This window comes from Luteimonas deserti (assembly GCF_013425765.1).
GTDB classification, from domain to species: domain Bacteria; phylum Pseudomonadota; class Gammaproteobacteria; order Xanthomonadales; family Xanthomonadaceae; genus Luteimonas; species Luteimonas deserti.
Genome location: NZ_JACCJZ010000020.1, coordinates 732,077 through 751,231 on the forward strand (window position 1 = coordinate 732,077; position 19,155 = coordinate 751,231).

18 protein-coding genes are annotated in these 19,155 nt (G+C 68.7%); 16 read left to right on the forward strand and 2 right to left on the reverse strand.

What is annotated here, in order from left to right:
• Window positions 1–42: 42 nt before the first annotated feature.
• The 11 genes from ndk to H0E82_RS16045 all read left to right on the forward strand — a co-directional run bounded on the left by ndk (window position 43) and on the right by H0E82_RS16045 (window position 10,852).
• Entirely contained in the window at window positions 43–468 is a 426-nt protein-coding gene (ndk, locus tag H0E82_RS15995; RefSeq protein WP_123831985.1) for a nucleoside-diphosphate kinase, read from the forward strand.
• Window positions 465–1,643, forward strand: coding sequence for a dual-specificity RNA methyltransferase RlmN (gene rlmN / locus H0E82_RS16000; RefSeq protein ID WP_180546616.1), 1,179 nt, complete (start codon window positions 465–467; stop codon window positions 1,641–1,643). Before ndk ends, rlmN begins: the two co-directional genes overlap by 4 nt.
• The gene (gene pilW / locus H0E82_RS16005) at window positions 1,630–2,424 is read left to right on the forward strand and encodes a type IV pilus biogenesis/stability protein PilW (RefSeq protein ID WP_180546438.1); all 795 of its coding nucleotides are present in this window, start codon (window positions 1,630–1,632) and stop codon (window positions 2,422–2,424) included. Before rlmN ends, pilW begins: the two co-directional genes overlap by 14 nt.
• Entirely contained in the window at window positions 2,421–3,257 is an 837-nt protein-coding gene (locus H0E82_RS16010; RefSeq protein WP_180546439.1) for a RodZ domain-containing protein, read from the forward strand. Before pilW ends, H0E82_RS16010 begins: the two co-directional genes overlap by 4 nt.
• A 101-nt stretch (window positions 3,258–3,358) precedes the next feature.
• Window positions 3,359–3,991: a YfgM family protein gene (locus H0E82_RS16015; protein WP_180546440.1), complete on the forward strand. Its 633-nt coding sequence runs from the start codon at window positions 3,359–3,361 to the stop codon at window positions 3,989–3,991.
• Window positions 3,991–5,211 carry an outer membrane protein assembly factor BamB gene (bamB, locus tag H0E82_RS16020; RefSeq protein WP_180546441.1) on the forward strand — a complete coding sequence of 407 codons (1,221 nt, stop codon included), beginning with the start codon at window positions 3,991–3,993 and terminating at the stop codon, window positions 5,209–5,211. The genes H0E82_RS16015 and bamB overlap by 1 nt, the downstream gene beginning before the upstream one ends.
• A 142-nt stretch (window positions 5,212–5,353) precedes the next feature.
• Window positions 5,354–6,763, forward strand: a complete 1,410-nt coding sequence (der, locus tag H0E82_RS16025; protein WP_180546442.1) for a ribosome biogenesis GTPase Der — start codon at window positions 5,354–5,356, stop codon at window positions 6,761–6,763.
• A complete protein-coding gene (gene mobA / locus H0E82_RS16030) occupies window positions 6,760–7,347 on the forward strand; it encodes a molybdenum cofactor guanylyltransferase (protein WP_180546443.1) in 588 nt (195 codons plus the stop codon). Before der ends, mobA begins: the two co-directional genes overlap by 4 nt.
• Window positions 7,325–8,572: a molybdopterin molybdotransferase MoeA gene (locus H0E82_RS16035; RefSeq protein WP_180546444.1), complete on the forward strand. Its 1,248-nt coding sequence runs from the start codon at window positions 7,325–7,327 to the stop codon at window positions 8,570–8,572. Before mobA ends, H0E82_RS16035 begins: the two co-directional genes overlap by 23 nt.
• A gap of 55 nt (window positions 8,573–8,627) precedes the next feature.
• Window positions 8,628–9,761 carry a molybdopterin-synthase adenylyltransferase MoeB gene (gene moeB / locus H0E82_RS16040; RefSeq protein ID WP_180546445.1) on the forward strand — a complete coding sequence of 378 codons (1,134 nt, stop codon included), beginning with the start codon at window positions 8,628–8,630 and terminating at the stop codon, window positions 9,759–9,761.
• 74 nt (window positions 9,762–9,835) lie between these two features.
• On the forward strand, window positions 9,836–10,852 hold the full coding sequence (locus H0E82_RS16045) for a DUF2272 domain-containing protein (RefSeq protein ID WP_180546446.1): 1,017 nt from the start codon (window positions 9,836–9,838) through the stop codon (window positions 10,850–10,852).
• A gap of 60 nt (window positions 10,853–10,912) precedes the next feature.
• Here H0E82_RS16045 and H0E82_RS16050 read toward each other — a convergent pair whose 3' ends face one another.
• Both H0E82_RS16050 and H0E82_RS16055 read right to left on the reverse strand, forming a co-directional pair.
• Window positions 10,913–11,674 carry an alpha/beta hydrolase gene (locus H0E82_RS16050; RefSeq protein ID WP_180546447.1) on the reverse strand — a complete coding sequence of 254 codons (762 nt, stop codon included), beginning with the start codon at window positions 11,672–11,674 and terminating at the stop codon, window positions 10,913–10,915.
• 1 nt (window position 11,675) lies between these two features.
• Complete coding sequence (locus H0E82_RS16055) at window positions 11,676–12,017, reverse strand: DUF1244 domain-containing protein (RefSeq protein ID WP_180546448.1); 342 nt, start codon at window positions 12,015–12,017, stop codon at window positions 11,676–11,678.
• A gap of 110 nt (window positions 12,018–12,127) precedes the next feature.
• Here H0E82_RS16055 and folD point away from each other — a divergent pair, with 110 nt between their 5' ends.
• The 5 genes from folD to H0E82_RS16080 all read left to right on the forward strand — a co-directional run bounded on the left by folD (window position 12,128) and on the right by H0E82_RS16080 (window position 19,152).
• Window positions 12,128–13,000 (forward strand): bifunctional methylenetetrahydrofolate dehydrogenase/methenyltetrahydrofolate cyclohydrolase FolD, encoded by an 873-nt coding sequence (gene folD, locus H0E82_RS16060; RefSeq protein ID WP_180546449.1) that lies wholly within the window; start codon window positions 12,128–12,130, stop codon window positions 12,998–13,000.
• Between the two features lie 90 nt (window positions 13,001–13,090).
• Window positions 13,091–14,548, forward strand: a complete 1,458-nt coding sequence (gene guaB / locus H0E82_RS16065) for an IMP dehydrogenase (RefSeq protein WP_180546450.1) — start codon at window positions 13,091–13,093, stop codon at window positions 14,546–14,548.
• Between the two features lie 129 nt (window positions 14,549–14,677).
• Window positions 14,678–16,258, forward strand: coding sequence for a glutamine-hydrolyzing GMP synthase (gene guaA / locus H0E82_RS16070; RefSeq protein ID WP_180546451.1), 1,581 nt, complete (start codon window positions 14,678–14,680; stop codon window positions 16,256–16,258).
• 242 nt (window positions 16,259–16,500) lie between these two features.
• Window positions 16,501–17,391, forward strand: a complete 891-nt coding sequence (locus H0E82_RS16075; protein WP_180546452.1) for a restriction endonuclease — start codon at window positions 16,501–16,503, stop codon at window positions 17,389–17,391.
• A gap of 45 nt (window positions 17,392–17,436) precedes the next feature.
• Window positions 17,437–19,152 (forward strand): class I SAM-dependent DNA methyltransferase, encoded by a 1,716-nt coding sequence (locus H0E82_RS16080; protein WP_180546453.1) that lies wholly within the window; start codon window positions 17,437–17,439, stop codon window positions 19,150–19,152.
• Window positions 19,153–19,155: the final 3 nt, after the last annotated feature.

Here is a 19,155-nt window from a genome sequence, read left to right on the forward strand (position 1 = left end):
GTTCCGGCGTGGACGACCCTACCCAGACCCGGAGAACACCTGATGGCGCTCGAGCGCACCCTGTCCATCGTCAAGCCCGATGCCGTTGCCAAGAACGTGATCGGCGAGATCTACACCCGCTTCGAGAAGGCGGGCCTGAAGATCGTGGCCGCCAAGTACAAGCAGCTGACCCGCGAGGAGGCCGAGGGCTTCTACGCCGTCCACCGCGAACGTCCGTTCTTCAACGCGCTGGTCGAGTTCATGACCTCCGGTCCGGTGATGATCCAGGCGCTCGAGGGCGAGAACGCCGTCGCCGCGCACCGCGACCTGCTGGGTGCCACCAACCCGAAGGACGCCGCGCCGGGCACGATCCGCGCCGATTTCGCCGACTCCATCGATGCCAATGCCGCCCATGGGTCGGATTCGGTCGAGAACGCACAGACCGAAATCGCCTATTTCTTCAAGAACGACGAAGTCGTTTCCCGCTGAGTAATGCCACCGTGACCGAGGTCGTGAACGACGTCCGCGTCGACAAGCAGAACCTGCTCGACCTCGATCGCGAGGGCCTGGAGCGCTTCTTCGCCGAGACCCTCGGCGAGAAGCGTTTCCGCGCCCATCAGGTGATGAAGTGGATTCATCACCGGCATGTCACCGACTTCGACGAGATGACCGATCTGGGCAAGGCGCTGCGCGCCAAGCTCGAGGCGCATGCCGAAGTCCGCGTGCCGCAGATCCAGTTCGAGAAACCCTCCACCGACGGCACCCACAAGTGGCTGCTCGCGATGGACGGCAAGAACGCGATCGAGACCGTGTACATCCCCGACAAGGGGCGCGGGACGCTGTGCGTGTCGTCCCAGGTGGGGTGCGCGCTGAACTGCCAGTTCTGCTCCACCGCCACCCAGGGGTTCAACCGCAACCTGTCCACGGCCGAGATCATCGGCCAGGTCTGGGTCGCGGCGAAGCACCTGGGCAACGTGCCGCACAAGCAGCGCCGCCTGACCAATGTCGTAATGATGGGCATGGGCGAGCCGCTGATGAATTTCGACAACGTCGTGCGCGCCATGAGCGTGATGCGCGACGATCTCGGCTACGGCCTCGCCAACAAGCGGGTGACGCTGTCGACGGCCGGCATGGTGCCGATGATCGACAGACTGGCCGAAGTCAGCGACGTGTCGCTGGCGGTGTCCCTGCACGCGGCGAACGACGCGCTTCGCACCGAGCTGGTGCCGCTGAACAAAAAATACCCGATCGCCGAGCTGATGGAGGCCTGCGCGCGCTATGCCCAGCGCAAGCGCGGCGAGTCGATCACCTTCGAATACACGCTCATGAAGGACGTCAACGACCAGCCCGTGCACGCGCGTGAACTGGCCAGGCTGATGCGCGAGTTCGACAACCGCCTGCAGATGAAGGACGCGGCGAAGGTCAATCTGATTCCCTTCAATCCGTTCCCGGGCACGCGCTTCGCGCGGCCGGACGATACGGCGATCCGCCGCTTCCAGAAGCTGCTCAACGAATCCGGCCGCATCGCCCCGGTCCGGCGCACCCGCGGCGACGACATCGACGCCGCCTGCGGCCAGCTCAAGGGCCAGGTGGCCGACCGCACCCGGCGTCAGGCCGAGCATCTGAAGCGGCTGGCCGGAGACGGTGCCGATGCACTGGCGTGAGGCTGCCGCCGTATGGATGGCCGTGGCGGCACTCGCAGGGTGCAAGCCGACGGGCAAGAGCAATCTGCGGGTCGATCCCCCGTCCTACACCACACGCGGCACGCCCGAGGCCCGACGCACCGACGAGGCCCGCCAGCAGCTGGCGCTCGCCACGCGCGAACTGGGCACCGGCAACGACGCCGCCGCGGAACGCTTCGCGCGCCAGGCCTTGAAGGCCGATGCCACGGTGGCGGACGCGAACACCATCCTGGCCATGGTCGCGGAACGCCGCGGCCGGCGCGAACAGGCGGGCGCCTTCTATAGGGCTGCCGCCGAGCATGCTCCGGATCGCGGCGCTTACCTCAACAACTACGGTGCGTGGCTGTGCACCGGTGGGCGGGCGGCCGAATCGCTGGCGTACTTCGACGGCGCGATGCGCGATCCGCGTTACGGCGATCCCGCGGGCGCACTCGCCAACGCCGGCGCCTGCGCACTGGATGCAGGTCAACCGGGACGTGCCGAGGCGGATCTGCGCGCGGCACTGGCGATCGATCCCGAGAGCCCGGTCGCTCTCGACGCCATGGCCCGGTTGTTGCATCAGCAGGAGCGGCACTTCGAGGCGCGCGCGTTTTCGCAAAGACATCTTGCCGTCGCCCCGGCAAGTGCGGCAGCATTGCAACTGGCAGCACGTATCGAACAGGGGCTCGGGGACACCACATCCGCCGAGCGGTACCTGCAACGCCTTCGTACGGATTTTCCGTCCTCGTCGCCGCTACAGCCCAGGGAAGCCACTTCACCATGAGTTCTTCGAGCCAGACCGTGCCAGCGTCTTCGCCTGGGGTCGGCGAGCGCCTGCGCGCGACGCGCGAGCAGGCCGGACTGAGTGTGGCGGACGTGGCGGGGCGCCTGCGGATGCAGGTGCGGGTGGTCGAGGCGCTGGAGGCGGAGAACTGGAACCGGCTCGGCGCCCAGGTGTTCGTGCGCGGACAGCTGCGCAGCTATCTGCGCCTGCTCAAGCTTCCCGAGGTGCTGGCCGACAGCGTGCCCGACGCCACGCTCGTGCATGCGCCCGAGCTGACACCGCGCACCTATACGCCGCCGATGCAGCGGCTGCTGGACAAGACCATGGGCCGTGCGGTCTATGTGGTGATCACCGCGCTGATCGTCGTACCGGTCTGGGTGGCCACGCGGACCCACGTTGGCGGTCCGGGTGAGGTCACGGCATCGCTCGGGTTGTCGGACGAGCCGGGCGAGGTCGCGGGCACGCGGGCGAACGGCCCCACGCCGGTGACGGCCTCGCTGTCCGGAATTCCCAAGCGCTCGCCCGCGCCGGCCGCGGCCGAGGAGCTGCAGGTCGCTGCGATCGCGGCGGATCAGCTGACCTTGCGTTTCAGCGGCGACAGCTGGGTCGAGGTCAACAGCCGGGATGGCCGTGAGCTCGAGCGTGCGGTGCTGCGTGCGGGCCAGGAGCGGCAGTTCGCGGTGGGCGAGATCGGCCGCGTCGTGCTCGGCAATGCCAATGCCGTCGAAGTCCTGCGCGGCGACGATGTTCAGGATCTGTCCGGCTTCCAACGGGCCAGCGTCGCGAGGTTTACGGTATCCTCCGACGGCGTTCTCGCGCCGCTCTCCGAGTAGCCGCGACGCCCCGGGCCCGTCCCGGTCGCCCGGCGGTCGACACCGCCGGCGTTTCTTTTCACCCGTTGTGACCCGCCCCCGAGGGCGGGCGTAGAGACCATATGGCGATTGACGAGTTGCTGGACGAGCGCGAACAGGGGGAGCGGGTCAAGGCCTGGCTTCGCGACAACAGTCTGGGGCTGATCGGTGGCCTGATCCTCGGCGGAGCGCTGATCTTCGGTTGGCAGTACTGGAAGCAGCGCGTGCAGACGCAGGCGATGCAGCAGCACGCGGCCTACCAGGCGGCGGTGCTCGACATTGCCGGCGGCGACATCGAGAAGGCCCGCCAGCAGGTCGCGAGTCTGCCCGACGGCAGCTACGGCGAGCTCGCTGCGCTGCAGCTGGCCAAGGCGCAGCTCGATGCGGGCGATCGCGATGCCGCCATCGCCACGCTGCAGGGCGTGGGTCGGACCGAGCCGGGCCTGGCTGCCGTGGTCGAGCAGCGCCTCGCTCGGCTGCTGATCGATGCCGAGCGGAGCGAGGAAGCGCTGGCATTGCTGTCGGATGCCTCGGATTCCGTCGCGCTCGAAGCGCGCGGCGATGCCCATTTCGCGCTGCAACAGCTCGACCGGGCACGCGAGGACTACACCGCCGCACTGCGCGGCCTGGACAGCGCCGCGCCGCAGCGCGGACTGCTCGAACTCAAGCTTTCCGAAGTCGGCGGCACGCCGGACGAACCCGAGGTTGAATCCTGATGATCCAGCAGACCGCGCCTGTCGTGGCTTCCCCCGTCCAGTCGCGTGTCCTGCGCTATGCCGCGATCGCTCTGTGCGTCGTCGCGGTGTCCGGTTGCACGACGGTGCGCGGCTGGTTCGGCAACAGCGAGAAGGCCCAGGCCAAGGCGCTCAGCGAGCCGGCGCGCCTGACCGACATCACCCCGACGCTCACCGTGAACCGGATCTGGTCGGTGAATGCCGGCAAGGGCGAGGACCGTCTCGGGATCCGCCAGTCGCCCGCCGTGGCCGATGGCCGCGTGTACACGGCCGCGGTACGCGGCGGCGTGCGCGCCTTCGATCTGCAGTCCGGCGCGTCGGTCTGGCAGCACGCCTCGGACCTGCGCCTGAGCGGTGGGCCAGGCGTCGGCGATGGCCTGGTGGTCGTGGGCTCGCTCGACGGCGAGGTGGTGGCGCTCGACGCCGCCACCGGTGCGGAGCGCTGGACCGCCAAGGTCACCAATGAAGTCATCGCCGCCCCGACGATCGGGCAGGGCGTGGTGCTGGTCCGCTCCAACGACGGTCGGGTGACCGCGTTCGATGCCGCGAACGGCCAGCGCCGCTGGTTCTGGGTCCGCGAGCTGCCTTCGCTGACGGTGCGCGGCAACGATGCGCCGGCGCTCGGGCCGGGCTTCGTGTTCATCGGCAACGACGACGGCACCATTGCAGCGCTCGCGCTCGCCGACGGCCGCCCGCTGTGGGAGCAGGCCGTGGCCCAGCCCGACGGCCGTACCGAGCTCGAGCGCATGGCGGATGTGGACGGCACGCCGGTGCTCGACGATGCGGTGCTGTTCGCCAGCAGCTACAAGCAGAGGACGATGGCGCTGGAAGGACCGAGCGGCCGTCCGCTGTGGGTCAGCGAGCACGGCGGCGCGAACCGTCCGGCCGTGGGCGCGCAGCGCGTGGTGGTCAGCGATGCCGCCGGCATCGTGTGGGGCCTCGACAAGTACAGCGGCACGGCGGCCTGGCAGCAGCCGGCGCTCGCCCGACGCAACCTCAGCGGCGCCGCGATCCACGGCGAGCACGCGGTGGTGGGCGACCTCGACGGCTATCTGCACTGGATGCGACTCGACGACGGCGCCTTCGCCGCGCGTCAGCGCGCCGGCCGGGCCGCCATCCGCGGCGCCCTCGTGGTGGTCGACGATGTGCTCGTGGTGCAGAACACCGACGGCAACGTCACCGCCTGGCGCGTCGCGCAGTAATTCCCCGCGCCGGCTTCAGGCCGCGGCGCGACCGTCGCTGGTGCGACACTGTGGCCCCGGGTAGTCTCGCTGCCCGGGGTCTCGCGCGTCTGGGCCGTTCAGCGGCCGCGCTGCCCATTCTTCACTTCTTCCGGATCTGCCCATGCTTCCGCTCGTCGCCCTCGTGGGCCGCCCCAACGTCGGCAAGTCGACGCTGTTCAATGCGCTGACCCGTACCCGGGATGCCCTCGTCCACGACGAACCGGGCGTGACGCGCGACCGCCACTACGGCATCTGCCGTCTCGGCCCGCGGCCCTTCGCCCTGGTCGACACCGGCGGCATCGCCGGCGAGAACGTGCACCTGGAGGCCAGCGGCCTGGCCGGTCCGACCGCGAAACAGTCGCGGGCAGCGGCCTCCGAGGCCGATCTGGTGCTGTTCGTGGTCGACGGCCGCGAAGGGGCTTCGGCGCTCGACGACGAGATCCTGCGCTGGCTGCGCAAGATCGACAAGCCGACCTACCTGGTCATCAACAAGACCGACGGCCTGGACGCGCGCGGCGCGATCGCGGAGTTCTCCCGCTACGGCTTCGCCGATGCGCTGGCGGTGTCGTCGGCGCACCGGCACGGCATCGACGAGCTGGTCGACGAGGTGCTGGAGAAGCTGCCCGAGACCGGTCAGACCGAGCAGCTCGACAGCGATCCGGAGCGCGTGCGCGTCACGTTCGTGGGCCGTCCGAACGTCGGCAAGTCGACCCTGGTCAACCGGATCCTCGGCGAGGAGCGGATGATCGCCTCCGAGGTCGCGGGCACCACGCGCGACTCGATCGAGGTGGATCTCGAGCGCGACGGGCGCAAGTACCGGCTGGTCGACACCGCCGGCATCCGCCGCAAGTCGAAGGTGGACGAAGCGGTGGAGACGTTCTCCATCATCAAGACCCTGCAGGCGATCGAGCATTCGCAGGTGTCGGTGGTGATGATCGACGCCAGCGAGGGCGTGACCGACCAGGACGCCAGCGTGCTCGGCGCGGTGCTCGATTCGGGCCGTGCGCTCGTCGTCGCGGTCAACAAGTGGGACGGCCTCACCGACTACCAGCGCGAGCAGACCGAGGCGCTGCTGTCGCGCAAGCTCGCCTTCGTGCCCTGGGCCGAAGCGGTGCGCATCAGCGCCAAGCACGGCTCGGGCCTGCGCGAGCTGTTCCGCGCGATCCACCAGGCCCACGCCTCGGCCAACTACAAGTTCAACACCGCCGATGTGACCCGCGCGCTCGAGATCGCCTACGAGACCAATCCGCCGCCGGTCGTGCGCGGCCATGCGCCCAAGCTGCGCTTCGCGCACCCGGGCGGCGAGAATCCGCCGACGATCGTGGTCCACGGCAACCGGCTGCGCACGCTGCCCGAGAGCTACAAGCGCTATCTCGAGAACTTCTTCCGCAAGCGCTTCAAGCTGGTCGGCACGCCGGTGCGGTTCGTCTTCAAGGAAGGCGAGAATCCGTACAAGGACAAGAAGAACGTGCTCACCGACCGCCAGCTGGCCAAGAAGAAGCGGCTGATCCGCCACGTCAAGCGCAAGTGAGCGCGGCGCCCGTCGCCGCGACGATCACGCTCGGCATCCTCGCGGGTGGGCGCGCTTCGCGGCTCGGCGGCCGTGACAAGGCCTGGCTGGAGCACGGCGGCGTCGCCCAGGTGATGCGGATCCAGCGTGCCTTCGCACCCCAGGCCGCCTGTGCGCTGGTGAGCGCCAACCGTGCGCTCGAGCGTTATGCGGCGCACGGGCTCGCCACCGTGCAGGACCGGGTGGCCGATGCCGGGCCCTTGTCGGCGCTGGATGCGCTGGCTGCTGCGACGACCACGCCCTGGCTGGCCACCGTGCCGGTCGACCTGCTGCAGGCCGACCCGCGCGTGGTGCCGATGCTGGCCCTGCTGGGCGGGGCGAACGGTGCCTATGCGATCGACGACGACGGCATCCAGCCGCTGGTGGCGCTGTGGCCGGTCGAAGCGCTGCGCATCGGGGCCGCCGCCGCGTTGGCACGTGGCGAGTACGCGGTCAGGGCGCTGCAGCAGGGGCTCGGGATGCAGGGCGTCCGGATCGACGGTGTACGCTTCGGCAACCTCAACACCCCCGACGACCTGATCGATGCCGGTATCGCCGACGCCTGAGTTCCAGCCCGAGTTTCCCTACCGCATCGCGTTCGACGCCGCCTGCGCGATCGTCGATGCCGTGGCGGGCGAGCGACGCCTCGGCACCCAGCCTCTGGCGCTGTCGCGGGCGCACGGGCACGTACTCGCGCAGGACGTCGTCGCCTCGATGCCGCAGCCGCCGTTCGACAATTCGGCCATGGACGGCTTCGCCCTGCGCCATGCCGACCTGGTCGATGGCGAGACCACGCTGCGCCTGGTCGGCGAGCAGTTCGCCGGTCCGGCCGGTGGCCTGGCGGTGGAGGCGGGGGAGTGCCTGCGCATCACCACCGGCGCGCCGCTGCCGCCCGGCGCCGACACCGTGGTGATGAAGGAGAACGTCTCGATCGAAGGCGAGCGTATTCGCGTGCGCATCGCGCCGCGGCCGGGACAACACGTCCGGCGCGCAGGCGAGGACACGCGCGCCGGCGACCGGCTGTTGTGCGCCGGCGACGTGCTCAGCCCATCGAGGATCGCGCTGGCGGCGTCCCAGGGGCTGGCCCAGCTCGAGGTCGCGCGGCGCCCCACGGTTGCCGTCTTCGCCACCGGCGACGAGCTGGTCGAACCCGGCATGGCCCTGCAGCCCGGGCAGATCTACAACTCCAACCGCGAGCAGCTGATGGGCCTGCTGCGGGCCGAAGGCCTGGAGCCGGTGGCGTTCCCCACACTGCCGGACGATCCGGCGCGGATCACCTCGGCATTGCGGCATGCCGGCGAGGCCTTCGATCTGGTGGTGACCTGCGGTGGCGTCTCGGCCGGCGAGAAGGATCACCTGCCCGCGCTGCTGCAGGCGCGGGGCCGGGTGCGCCTGTGGAAGGTGATGATGAAGCCGGGCATGCCGGTGCTGCTGGCCGAAGGCGACACGCTCGGGCCGGCGCTGTTCCTGTGCCTGCCGGGCAATCCGGTCTCGGTGCTGGCGACATGGCTCGCGCTCGGCCGCCGGCTGGTGGACGGGATGCAGGGGCGAGGCCCCCGGCCTGCACGACGCGCCCGGCTTGCTGCCGCGTGGACCAAAAACCACGAGCGGCTGGAATTCCTGCGCGGGCGCTGGACGCTCGACGCGGACGGCATCTCGCGGGTGGAACCCAATCCCGCGGACGGTTCGCACCGCATGCAGGCCGCGGCCGATTCCGACGTGCTGATCGTGCTCGAGGCCGGGGCGCGCGACTACGCCGAAGGCGATGTGGTCGGGATCGTGCCGTACTGAACCGGCGCACCGCGCGTCGCGGGCGGCGGGCGCCGCGCGGGGCGATAATGCGGCCATGAGCATCAGCGAGATCTCCCCCGGTGAAGCCCTGCGCCGCGTACGCGGTGGCGTGCGCCTGATCGACGTCCGCGAGGCGCACGAGCGCGCCACCGGCATGGCCGATGGCGCCCAGGGCGTCGACCGCGCGTCGCTGGAAGCCGCCCCCCAAGACCATGCGCCGGACACGCGCGCGCCGCTGCTGCTGATCTGCCAGACCGGGCGCCGCTCGCTGCTGGCGGCCGAAGCCCTGCACGCGGCAGGCTATGCCGAGGTCGTCTCGGTGGCCGGCGGCACCACGCGCTGGCAATCGGAAGGTCTGCCGATGACCGCACCCGACGCGGACGTGGATCTCGATTTCCACGAGCGCTATTCGCGCCATCTGCGCCTGCCGGAAGTGGGCGTGGACGGCCAGCGCCGTCTCGCGGCCGCGACCGTGCTGGTGGTCGGCGCCGGAGGCCTCGGCTCGCCGGCGGCGTTCTATCTCGCGGCCGCCGGCGTGGGCACCCTGCGCATCGCCGACGACGACGTCGTCGATCGCAGCAACCTGCAGCGGCAGATCCTCCATGCCGAAGACAGGATCGGCATGCCCAAGGTGGACTCCGCCGCGGCCACCCTGTCGGCGATGAACCCGCGCACGCGCATCGAACCGGTGGCCGAGCGCGTGAGCGCGGCCAACATCGATCGGCTGCTCGACGGCGTGGACGTGGTGCTCGACGGCGCCGACAACTTTCCGGTGCGCTATCTGCTCAACGATGCCTGCGTGCTGCACGGCGTGCCGCTGGTCTACGGCGCGGTGCATCGCTTCGAAGGCCAGGTCAGCGTGTTCGACGCCGGCCGCGCACGGGGTGCCAGGCCCTGCTATCGCTGCCTGTTTCCCGAGCCGCCGCCGCCCGAGGCCGCGCCCAACTGTTCGGAGGTCGGCGTGCTCGGCGTATTGCCCGGTGTGATCGGGCTGTTGCAGGCCACCGAGGTGCTCAAGCTGCTGCTCGGGATCGGCGATGCCCTGGCCGGGCGGCTGCTGCAGTTCGACGCGCTGCGCATGCAGTTCCGGCAGACGAGGCTGGCCGCGGATCCGGCGTGTCCGGTCTGCGCACCCGGGCGGGCGTTTCCGGGCTACATCGATTACGCCGCCTTCTGCGCCGCGGGCTGAGCCGCCGCGCCCGCCTCTTCACGGCCGCCTCGTGCACGATGGCGCGGCGATCCCCCGCGCTGGAGTCCTGTCGAATGCGTCGTTTCTGCATGCGTCTGTCGTGCCTGCTGGTCCTGCTCGCGCCGCTGGTCGGCTGGGCGTCCGATCCGTGTCCTCTGTTGCGCGCCCAGGTCGACGCCGCCGATCCGGCAACCCGGCTGGCCGCGGCCGCCTGCGAGGAACACCTGCGCTGGCACCGTCCGTTCATCGACGAGCGTGGGCGCTATGCAGGCTCGACGGTGCGCGAGGCCGAGACTGCACTGCTGACCAGCGGCGAGCAGGCCTGGCGCCGCGTGGCCGGCTACTGGCAGGGCGCCGGACTGCTGCCGCGCCTGCAGCATCGCCCGGGCGCAGGCGACTGCACGTCGGCGCCGTTCGCAACCGGGCCGCTGGCCGCCTGCCGCGCCTTCCTGATCGACGTGCCGTGGTCGGCCGCGTTCGTGTCCTGGGCCGCGCGCCGGGCGCAACTTCCCGGCTTCAATGCATCGGCCAGCCACGTCGACTACGTGCGCGACGCCTACCGCAGCCCCGAGTCGAGCGCCTACCGCGTGCTCGATCCCGCGGCTGCACGGCCGGCGCGCGGCGACATGCTCTGCTACGTGCGCGCGGCGAATCGCGTGTTCGGCTTCAACGGTCTGGCGGCGCTGCTGAGCAGCGACGAGGGCGGCCTGGGCATGCACTGCGACATCGTGGTCGCGGCCGCGGACGATGGCGTCGATCGCGCGCATCTGGTGGGCGGCAATGTGCTCGACGGCGTCACCATGCGCATGCTGCCGCTCGGGCCGGGCGGGCGGTTCGCCGCGCTGTCGATGCGCGCCGCCGAGGATCCGGCCTGTGCGCCGGAGACGCCGCAGGGCTGCGATGCGAACCGCCAGGACTGGGCGGTGCTGCTGCAGCTCAGGCCGGCGGCGGAGCTCGCGCGGCTGGCACCGTCGCCGCCGCTGGAAACCGCAATGCCGCGCGTGCTGCCCGAGGCCGGCGTGCCGGCGCAGTCGCGGCCGATGTGCTGCGTGGAGTGCACCGCGGGCGACGGCCTGCCGCGCTGCCCGTGATCCCATGTCGACCGTCGGCGGTACCGGCCACCGGGCCACCGACGTCGCCCTGACGCATGTTCAGTCGAGAAAGCCGCCCAGCGCGTCCGCATAGCCCGGCGTCTGCTGGATGTCGTTGTGTCCGGCCCCGGGAAACACGACGCGCAATGGGGGGCGGGGCAGGGCATCGGCCAGCCGATCGGCGTGTTCCGGCGGCACGATGGTGTCGCGGCCTGCGCGCAGCACGAGCACCTCGCCCTGGAACGCGGCCAGATCTTCTGCAGGCCGCAGCCGTTCGCGCAGCAGCAGACGCACCGGCAGCCACGGGTAGTGGCCGGCCGCCACATCGCCGAGATCCGCGAACGGCGTGATCAGGGCCAGGCGGGCCACCGGACGGTGCGCGGCGACATGGCTGGCGATGCCGCTGCCCACGCTGCGGCCGATGACGTCGACATCGCTGCGTCCGGCGGCCACCGCGTCGTACAGCGCCAGTGCGTCCGCCTTCAACTGCGCCGCGGTGGGCGCGCCGTCGCTGGCGCCGTAGCCGCGATAGGCCAGCAGATGCACCCGGTGTCCGGGAAACCAGCGTGCGAATTCGGCGCGGTTGGCCTCGACGCGCTCGGCATTGCCGCCGAAATACAGCAGCGGCCGGCCGTCCTCCGGACCGATGCGCCAGCCGCGCAGCACCACATCGCCGCGCGCGAGCTCGAAGTCCGTGGCATCGGCGGCCACCCGGGTGAACTGCGGCGCGTACAGCAGATGCCGTTGCCCGAGCAGCATCGCCACGCACAGCGCGGCATAGGCGAATGCGGCGAGAGCCAGCGCGACCGCCAGGATCCGCATGTCAGCGCGGCGGATGTGCGCGCTGCGCGGCCTCGAATGCCGCCACCTGCTCGGGCGTGGCGTCGCGCTGGTGCTCGGCTTTCCACTGCGCGAAGGGCTGGCCGTAGACCACCGTGCGTGCTGCGTCCTTGTCCAGATCCGCGCCTTCGGCCGAGGCGGCGTCGCGGTACCAGTCGGCCAGGCAGTTGCGGCAGAACCCGGCGAGGATCATCAGGTCGATGTTCTGCACATCGGGCCGCGCGACGAGCAGGTGCTCGCGCAGGCGCCGGAACACGGCCGCCTCCACGCGGGTGCGGGCGTCATCGGACAGCGTGGCCAGGGGCTCGGTGGGGGAAGTGGGCATGGCGGTGCGCTCGCAGGGCGGCGGGACAGCATCGGCATCGCGGCCGCTGCCTGCAAGCCGGGCCCCGGATCGGGGACAATGGCGGGCTCCCGCCTGCACGCCGATCGCCCATGACCGCCGCCACCGCCCGCATCCTCGACGGCAAGCGCATTGCCGACACCCTGCTCGATGCGCTGCGGGTGCGCGTGGACGCGCGTGTGGCCGGCGGCGGCACGCGGCCGGGGCTCGCCGTGGTGTTGGTCGGCAGCGATCCGGCGTCGCAGTCCTATGTGCGCAACAAGCGCCGCGCGGCGGAGAAGGTGGGCATCCAGGCCTTCGATTTCGATCTGCCCGTGGGCACCACCGAGCCGGAACTGATCGCGCTGATCGACCGCCTCAACGCCGACCCCGCCGTGCACGGCATCCTCGTCCAGCTGCCGCTGCCCGGCATTCCCGATGCCACCCGGCTGATCGAACGCATCGACCCGCGCAAGGACGTGGACGGCTTCCACCCCACCAACGTCGGCCATCTGGCCCTGCGCCAGTTCGGCCTGCGCCCGTGCACGCCGCGCGGCGTGACCACGCTGCTGGCCTACACCGACCGGCCGGTGCGCGGGCAGAGCGCGACCATCGTCGGCGTCAGCAACCATGTCGGCCGCCCGATGGCGCTGGAACTGATGATCGCCGGCTGCACCGTCACCACCTGCCATCGCTTCACGCCGCACGAGGTGTTGCGCCGCCATGTCGGCGAGGCGGACATCCTGGTGGTCGCCGTGGGCCGCCCGTCGCTGATTCCAGGCGAATGGGTCAAGCCAGGCGCGGTGGTCATCGACGTCGGCATCAACCGGCTGGACGACGGCCGGCTGGTGGGCGACGTGGGCTATGCCGAGGCCGCGCGCCGGGCCAGCTGGATCACCCCGGTGCCCGGCGGCGTGGGGCCCATGACCGTCGCCACACTGATGCAGAACACCATCGAGGCAGCCGAGGCAGCCGGGCGGGCCTGATGCGCGGACTGTCGACGGCGCGTCTGCAGGGCGCCATGCGGGGCCCGCAAACGCGATAGAATGGCGCGCTTCTCCTCCCCGGCACCCCGCATGCTGCGCATCCAGGCCGAAGCACTCACGTACGACGACGTCTCGCTCGTTCCCGCCCATTCGACGATCCTGCCCAAGGACGTCCGCCTCGCCACCCGGTTCACCCGCGACCTGCGCCTGAACCTGCCGATCGTCTCGGCCGCGATGGACACCGTGACCGAAGCCCGCCTCGCCATCGCGATGGCCCAGCTCGGCGGCATCGGCATCCTGCACAAGAACCTCAGCGTCGAGCGCCAGGCCGCGGAAGTGGCGCGGGTGAAGAACTTCGAGGCCGGCGTGATCCGCGAGCCCTTCACCGTGGGCCCGGACACCACCATCGGTGAGGTCCTGCGCCTGACCCGCGCGCGCAACATCTCGGGCGTGCCGGTGGTCGACGGCGGCCGGCTGGTGGGCATCGTCACCGGGCGCGACATGCGCTTCGAGACCAAGCTCGACGATCCGGTGCGCAACGTGATGACCAAGCAGGACCGGCTGGTCACGGTGCGCGAAGGCGCCAGCGACACCGAAGTGCTGGCCCTGCTGCACAAGCACCGCATCGAGAAGGTGCTGGTGGTCAACGACGAGTTCGCGCTGCGCGGCCTGATCACCGTCAAGGACATCCAGAAGGCGCACGACAATCCCAACGCCGCCAAGGATGCCGACGAGCAGCTGCTGGTCGGCGCTGCCGTGGGTGTGGGCGGCGACACCGAAGCGCGCGTCGAGGCGCTGGTGGCCGCAGGCGTGGACGTGATCATCGTCGACACCGCGCACGGCCACTCGCAGGGCGTGCTCGACCGGGTGAACTGGCTCAAGAAGACCTACCCGCAGGTGCAGGTGGTGGGCGGCAACATCGTCACCGGCGACGCGGCCAAGGCGCTGGAAGACGCCGGCGCGGATGCAGTGAAGGTGGGCGTGGGCCCGGGTTCCATCTGCACCACGCGCGTCGTCGCCGGCGTGGGTGTGCCGCAGATCACCGCAATCGACATGGTGGCCGAAGCGCTGCAGGACCGCATTCCGCTGATCGCCGACGGCGGCATCCGCTATTCGGGCGACATCGGCAAGGCACTGGTTGCCGGCGCCTCGACGGTGATGATCGGCGGCCTGTTCGCCGGCACCGAAGAAGCCCCGGGCGAGGTCGAACTGTTCCAGGGCCGCAGCTACAAGAGCTACCGCGGCATGGGCTCGCTGGGCGCGATGGAGCAGGGCAGCAAGGACCGGTATTTCCAGGACTCGTCGGATGCCGACAAGCTGGTGCCCGAGGGCATCGAGGGCCGCGTGCCCTACCGCGGCCCGCTCGCCAGCATCATCCACCAGCTCGCCGGCGGCCTGCGCGCGACCATGGGCTACGTGGGCTGCGCGACGATCGAGGACATGCGCACCAATCCGAAGTTCGTGAAGATCACCGGCGCCGGCCAGCGCGAGAGCCACGTGCACGATGTGACCATCACCAAGCAGCCGCCGAACTACCAGGCGGGCTGAGGCTGCGGCGCCACGCACCGATCGGGATTCGCGAAAGCGGATCCCGTTTCGTATCCGGCCCCCGCGCACCGTTTTACCTGCATGCCCGGCGCGCCGTGCGCCATTCCACATCCAGACAAGCCCACGCCGATGACCGACCTGCACAGCGACAAGATCCTCATCCTCGACTTCGGCGCGCAGTACACGCAGCTGATCGCCCGCCGCATCCGCGAGCTGGGCGTCTACTGCGAAATCTGGGCCTGGGACCACGATCCGGCCGAGATCGCCGCGTTCGCGCCCAAGGGCATCATCCTGTCGGGCGGCCCGGAATCGACCACCGAACACGGATCCCCGCGCGCACCGCAAGACGTGTTCGACGCCGGCCTGCCGCTGCTGGGCATCTGCTACGGCATGCAGACGATGGCCAAGCAGCTGGGCGGCGAGACCGAAGCCGCCGACGCGCGCGAGTACGGCCATGCCGAAGTCGCCATCGTCGCCAAGGACAACCTATTCGAAGGCCTCAGCGATCACGCAGGCAGCCAGCGTCTCGACGTGTGGATGAGCCACGGCGACCACGTGTCCGAGGCGCCGCCCGAGTTCACCGTCACCGCCAGCACCGACCGCGTGCCGGTGGCTGCGTTCGCGAACGAGGCCAAGCGCTGGTACGGCGTGCAGTTCCATCCCGAAGTCACGCACACCAAGCAGGGCCAGGCGCTGCTGCGCCGCTTCGTCGTCGACATCTGCGGCTGCGCCACGCTGTGGACCGCGGCCAACATCATCGAGGACCAGATCGCGCGCGTGCGCGAGCAGGTGGGCAGCGACGAGGTGATCCTCGGCCTGTCGGGCGGCGTGGATTCGTCCGTCGTCGCCGCGCTGCTGCACAAGGCGATCGGCGACCAGCTGACCTGCGTGTTCGTCGACACCGGCCTGCTGCGGCTGGGCGAGGGCGACCAGGTCATGACGACCTTTGCAGCCGCCTCCACTGCACATGGTCTCGGCGTACGCGTGATCCGCGTTGACGCGCGCGAGCGCTACTTCAGCGCGCTCGCAGGCGTGAGCGATCCGGAAGCCAAGCGCAAGATCATCGGCAACCTGTTCGTCGAGATCTTCGACGAGGAGTCCAACAAGCTCAGCAACGCCAAGTGGCTGGCGCAGGGCACCATCTATCCCGACGTCATCGAGTCGGCCGGCAGCAAGACCGGCAAGGCCCACGTCATCAAGAGCCACCACAACGTCGGCGGCCTGCCCGAGCATATGAAGATGGGCCTGGTCGAACCGCTGCGCGAGCTGTTCAAGGACGAAGTGCGCAGGCTCGGCGTCGAACTCGGCCTGCCGCGCGAGATGGTCTACCGCCATCCGTTCCCGGGCCCGGGCCTGGGCGTGCGCATCCTTGGCGAGGTCAAGGCCGAGTACGCCGACATCCTGGCCAAGGCCGACCACATCTTCATCGAAGAACTGCGCCGCGCCGATCTCTACGACAAGACCAGTCAGGCCTTCGCCGTGTTCCTGCCGGTCAAGTCCGTCGGCGTCGTCGGCGACGCCCGCGCCTACGAATGGGTGATCTCGCTGCGCGCCGTGGAGACCATCGACTTCATGACCGCCCACTGGGCGCACCTGCCGTACGACTTCCTCGGCCGCGTCTCGAACCGGATCATCAATGAGGTTCGCGGCGTCTCGCGCGTGGTGTACGACATCAGCGGAAAGCCGCCGGCGACGATTGAGTGGGAGTGAGGCTGCATCCGCGGTACTGACCGATCAAGAGAGAAGCCCGCCGCGTGCGGGCTTTTCTTTGACATGTCCAACGTGGCGACGTTTGCGTGGCCGCTGAATGTTCGGGCTTAGGCCCCCAAGCCAGGGCAACGCATCGAGATCGACGCACTCGACTGAACACGACTTGGAAGCTCTAACTCCATCGGCCGGACGACTATTATGGGCTTCGGTATCAAGCAGCTCGGCAGTCCAGGGGAGGACGCATGGCCAATATCAGCAGGCGCCGCACGGGTGAACTGACACGTGCGCTATTCCATATCCTCAACGCCCAGCCGGAAGGCATGCGTGCGTCGGATGCGCTGACCGCGCTTGAGAAGCAGGTCGTGCTCACCGAGTACGAGGCTGGCGACTACGAAACCGGCGGTCGACGTTTCGATAAAATCGTGCGCTTCAGCACTGTCGCGCCGGTCAAGGCCGGCTGGCTGGTCAAGGACAAAGGCATCTGGACCCTTACGCCAGAGGGCGAAGCGGCGCTGGATGCTTACCCCGATCCGGAGCAATTCATCCGGGCGGTCGGCCAGCTGTACAAGAAATGGAAGAGCGCCCAACCCGTCGCCAACGAAATCGACGATCCCGAAGGCGAGCTCACCGAGGAATCGGCCAGCATCACGCTGGAAGAAGCCGAAGAAATGGCATGGGCGGAGATCGAAGCGTACCTCGCCGCGATGCCGCCGTATGACTTCCAGGAACTTGTGGCATCGCTGCTGCGGGCAATGGGCTATTACGTCGCCTGGGTCGCACCGCCGGGCAAGGACGGTGGCACCGACATCATTGCCTACAACGATCCCCTCGGTACCCGGCCGCCGCGCATCAAGGTGCAGGTCAAGCGCAACGCCAGTTCCGCGCGGACCGATGTCATGGGTCTTCGAAGCTTCATGGCGGTGCTGGGCGAGGATGACGTCGGTCTGTTCGTCGCCCTGTCGGGCTTCACTAAGGACGCCGACTATGAAGCTCGGCAGCCGCATCGGCGCATCACCCTGATCGACGCGCCCAAGCTGCTAGAGCTATGGACGGCGCACTACGCACAGCTCGACGACAGTGCGCGTGCGCGGCTGCCACTACAACCAGTTTGGTTTTTGGCGAGTGGCGATTAGAAACAACATTAGTAACTAAAATTATACAAATAGGTCATATCGATTATGAAGTCTTATGAGCAGAAGTTTTTTAATGACCTGGAGAAGAAACTCTGGACCGCGGCCGACAAGCTGCGCTCCAACCTCGATGCCTCCGTGTACAAGCACGTCGTGCTCGGTCTGATCTTCCTCAAGTACGTTTCCGATGCCTTCGAGGAGCGCCAGCGTGAACTGCGCGAACAGTTCACCAACTCGGACCATGATTACTACATGGACCCGGACGAATACGGCGGCGTGGGCACGCAAGAGTACGAGGAAAACATCGCCGCCGAACTGGAAGTGCGCGACTACTACACCGAGAAGAACGTGTTCTGGGTGCCGATAGAGGCTCGCTGGCAAATCCTGCGCGACTGTGCACAACTGCCTCCCAAGGCGGCGCTGCCGTGGAGCAAGCCCGGCAAGGATGTGCCGGAAGAAATGCGCTCGGTCGGCTGGCTGATCGATAATGCCATGGAAGCCGTCGAGCGCGAGAACGCACGTCTGAAGAACGTGCTCAACAAGGACTTCGCCCGCGTGCAGCTCGATTCCAGCAAATTGGCCGGGCTGATCAGCCACTTCTCGGATACCGACTTCAGCGCCAAAGAGTACATGGGCCAGCCGCTGGACCTGAAATCCAAGGACATCCTCGGCCACGTCTACGAATACTTCCTCGGCCAGTTCGCCCTGGCCGAAGGCAAGAAGGGCGGCCAGTACTACACACCCAAGAGCATCGTCACTCTGATCGTGGAAATGCTCCAGCCGTTCAAAGGGCGCGTATACGACCCCGCGATGGGTTCAGGCGGCTTCTTCGTGCAAAGCGAAGAGTTCATCGAACAGCACGGCGGCAAGGCCACCAATGGCAAGAGCGGGCAGATCAGTGTCTACGGACAGGAGAGCAACCCCACCACTTGGCGGCTGGCTGCCATGAACATGGCCATTCGCGGCATCGACTTCAATTTTGGCGGCGGTCCGGCCGACACCTTACTCAACGACCTGCACCCGGACCTGCGCGCCGACTTCGTCATGGCCAACCCACCCTTCAACATGAAGGAATGGTGGAACGAAAAGATGGCCAACGACCTCCGCTGGATCGCCGGCACACCTCCGCAGGGCAACGCCAACTTCGCCTGGTTGCAACACATGCTCTGGCACCTTGCACCCAGCGGCAGCTTGGCGCTGCTGCTGGCCAACGGCTCCATGAGTTCCAACACCAACAACGAGGGAGAAATCCGCAAGCGGCTGGTCGAGGACGACTACGTCGAGTGCATGGTTGCGCTGCCTGGCCAACTGTTCACCAACACCCAGATCCCCGCCTGCATCTGGTTTCTGACCCGCGACAAGCAGAACGGCTTCGCGCTGGACAAAAAGAAGCGTGATCGGCGCGGCGAATTCCTGTTTATCGACGCCCGACAGTTGGGCTATATGAAGGACCGTGTGCTGCGCGACTTTACCCTGAACGACATCAAGAAAATCGCAGATACCTTCCATGCTTGGCAGCAGGGCGAGGGGTACGAGGATTTGCCCGGCCTCTGCAAATCCGCCTCACTGGAAGAAGTGCGCAAGCATGAGCATGTGTTAGCGCCAGGGCGCTATGTGGGCGCGGCCGAGCAGGAAGACGATGGCGAACCCTTTGCCGAAAAGATGCAGCGCCTGACCGCGCAACTGATGGAACAGTTCGCGGAGAGTGCGCAGCTGGAAACAGAAATCAAAAAGAACTTGGCGGGACTGGGATATGGCATCTAAGTC

What these genes read in the sequence shown, in the direction of transcription:
- der (WP_180546442.1), top strand. Translation starts at nt 5,354, where the DNA reads ATGCTTCCGCTCGTCGCCCTCGTGGGCCGCCCCAACGTCGGCAAGTCG.
- guaB (WP_180546450.1), top strand. Translation starts at nt 13,091, where the DNA reads ATGCTGCGCATCCAGGCCGAAGCACTCACGTACGACGACGTCTCGCTC.
- folD (WP_180546449.1), top strand. Translation starts at nt 12,128, where the DNA reads ATGACCGCCGCCACCGCCCGCATCCTCGACGGCAAGCGCATTGCCGAC.
- H0E82_RS16055 (WP_180546448.1), bottom strand. Translation starts at nt 12,017, where the DNA reads ATGCCCACTTCCCCCACCGAGCCCCTGGCCACGCTGTCCGATGACGCC.
- H0E82_RS16010 (WP_180546439.1), top strand. Translation starts at nt 2,421, where the DNA reads ATGAGTTCTTCGAGCCAGACCGTGCCAGCGTCTTCGCCTGGGGTCGGC.
- guaA (WP_180546451.1), top strand. Translation starts at nt 14,678, where the DNA reads ATGACCGACCTGCACAGCGACAAGATCCTCATCCTCGACTTCGGCGCG.
- H0E82_RS16075 (WP_180546452.1), top strand. Translation starts at nt 16,501, where the DNA reads ATGGCCAATATCAGCAGGCGCCGCACGGGTGAACTGACACGTGCGCTA.
- H0E82_RS16050 (WP_180546447.1), bottom strand. Translation starts at nt 11,674, where the DNA reads ATGCGGATCCTGGCGGTCGCGCTGGCTCTCGCCGCATTCGCCTATGCC.
- H0E82_RS16015 (WP_180546440.1), top strand. Translation starts at nt 3,359, where the DNA reads ATGGCGATTGACGAGTTGCTGGACGAGCGCGAACAGGGGGAGCGGGTC.
- bamB (WP_180546441.1), top strand. Translation starts at nt 3,991, where the DNA reads ATGATCCAGCAGACCGCGCCTGTCGTGGCTTCCCCCGTCCAGTCGCGT.
- ndk (WP_123831985.1), top strand. Translation starts at nt 43, where the DNA reads ATGGCGCTCGAGCGCACCCTGTCCATCGTCAAGCCCGATGCCGTTGCC.
- H0E82_RS16035 (WP_180546444.1), top strand. Translation starts at nt 7,325, where the DNA reads ATGCCGGTATCGCCGACGCCTGAGTTCCAGCCCGAGTTTCCCTACCGC.
- moeB (WP_180546445.1), top strand. Translation starts at nt 8,628, where the DNA reads ATGAGCATCAGCGAGATCTCCCCCGGTGAAGCCCTGCGCCGCGTACGC.
- H0E82_RS16080 (WP_180546453.1), top strand. Translation starts at nt 17,437, where the DNA reads ATGAAGTCTTATGAGCAGAAGTTTTTTAATGACCTGGAGAAGAAACTC.
- pilW (WP_180546438.1), top strand. Translation starts at nt 1,630, where the DNA reads ATGCACTGGCGTGAGGCTGCCGCCGTATGGATGGCCGTGGCGGCACTC.
- H0E82_RS16045 (WP_180546446.1), top strand. Translation starts at nt 9,836, where the DNA reads ATGCGTCGTTTCTGCATGCGTCTGTCGTGCCTGCTGGTCCTGCTCGCG.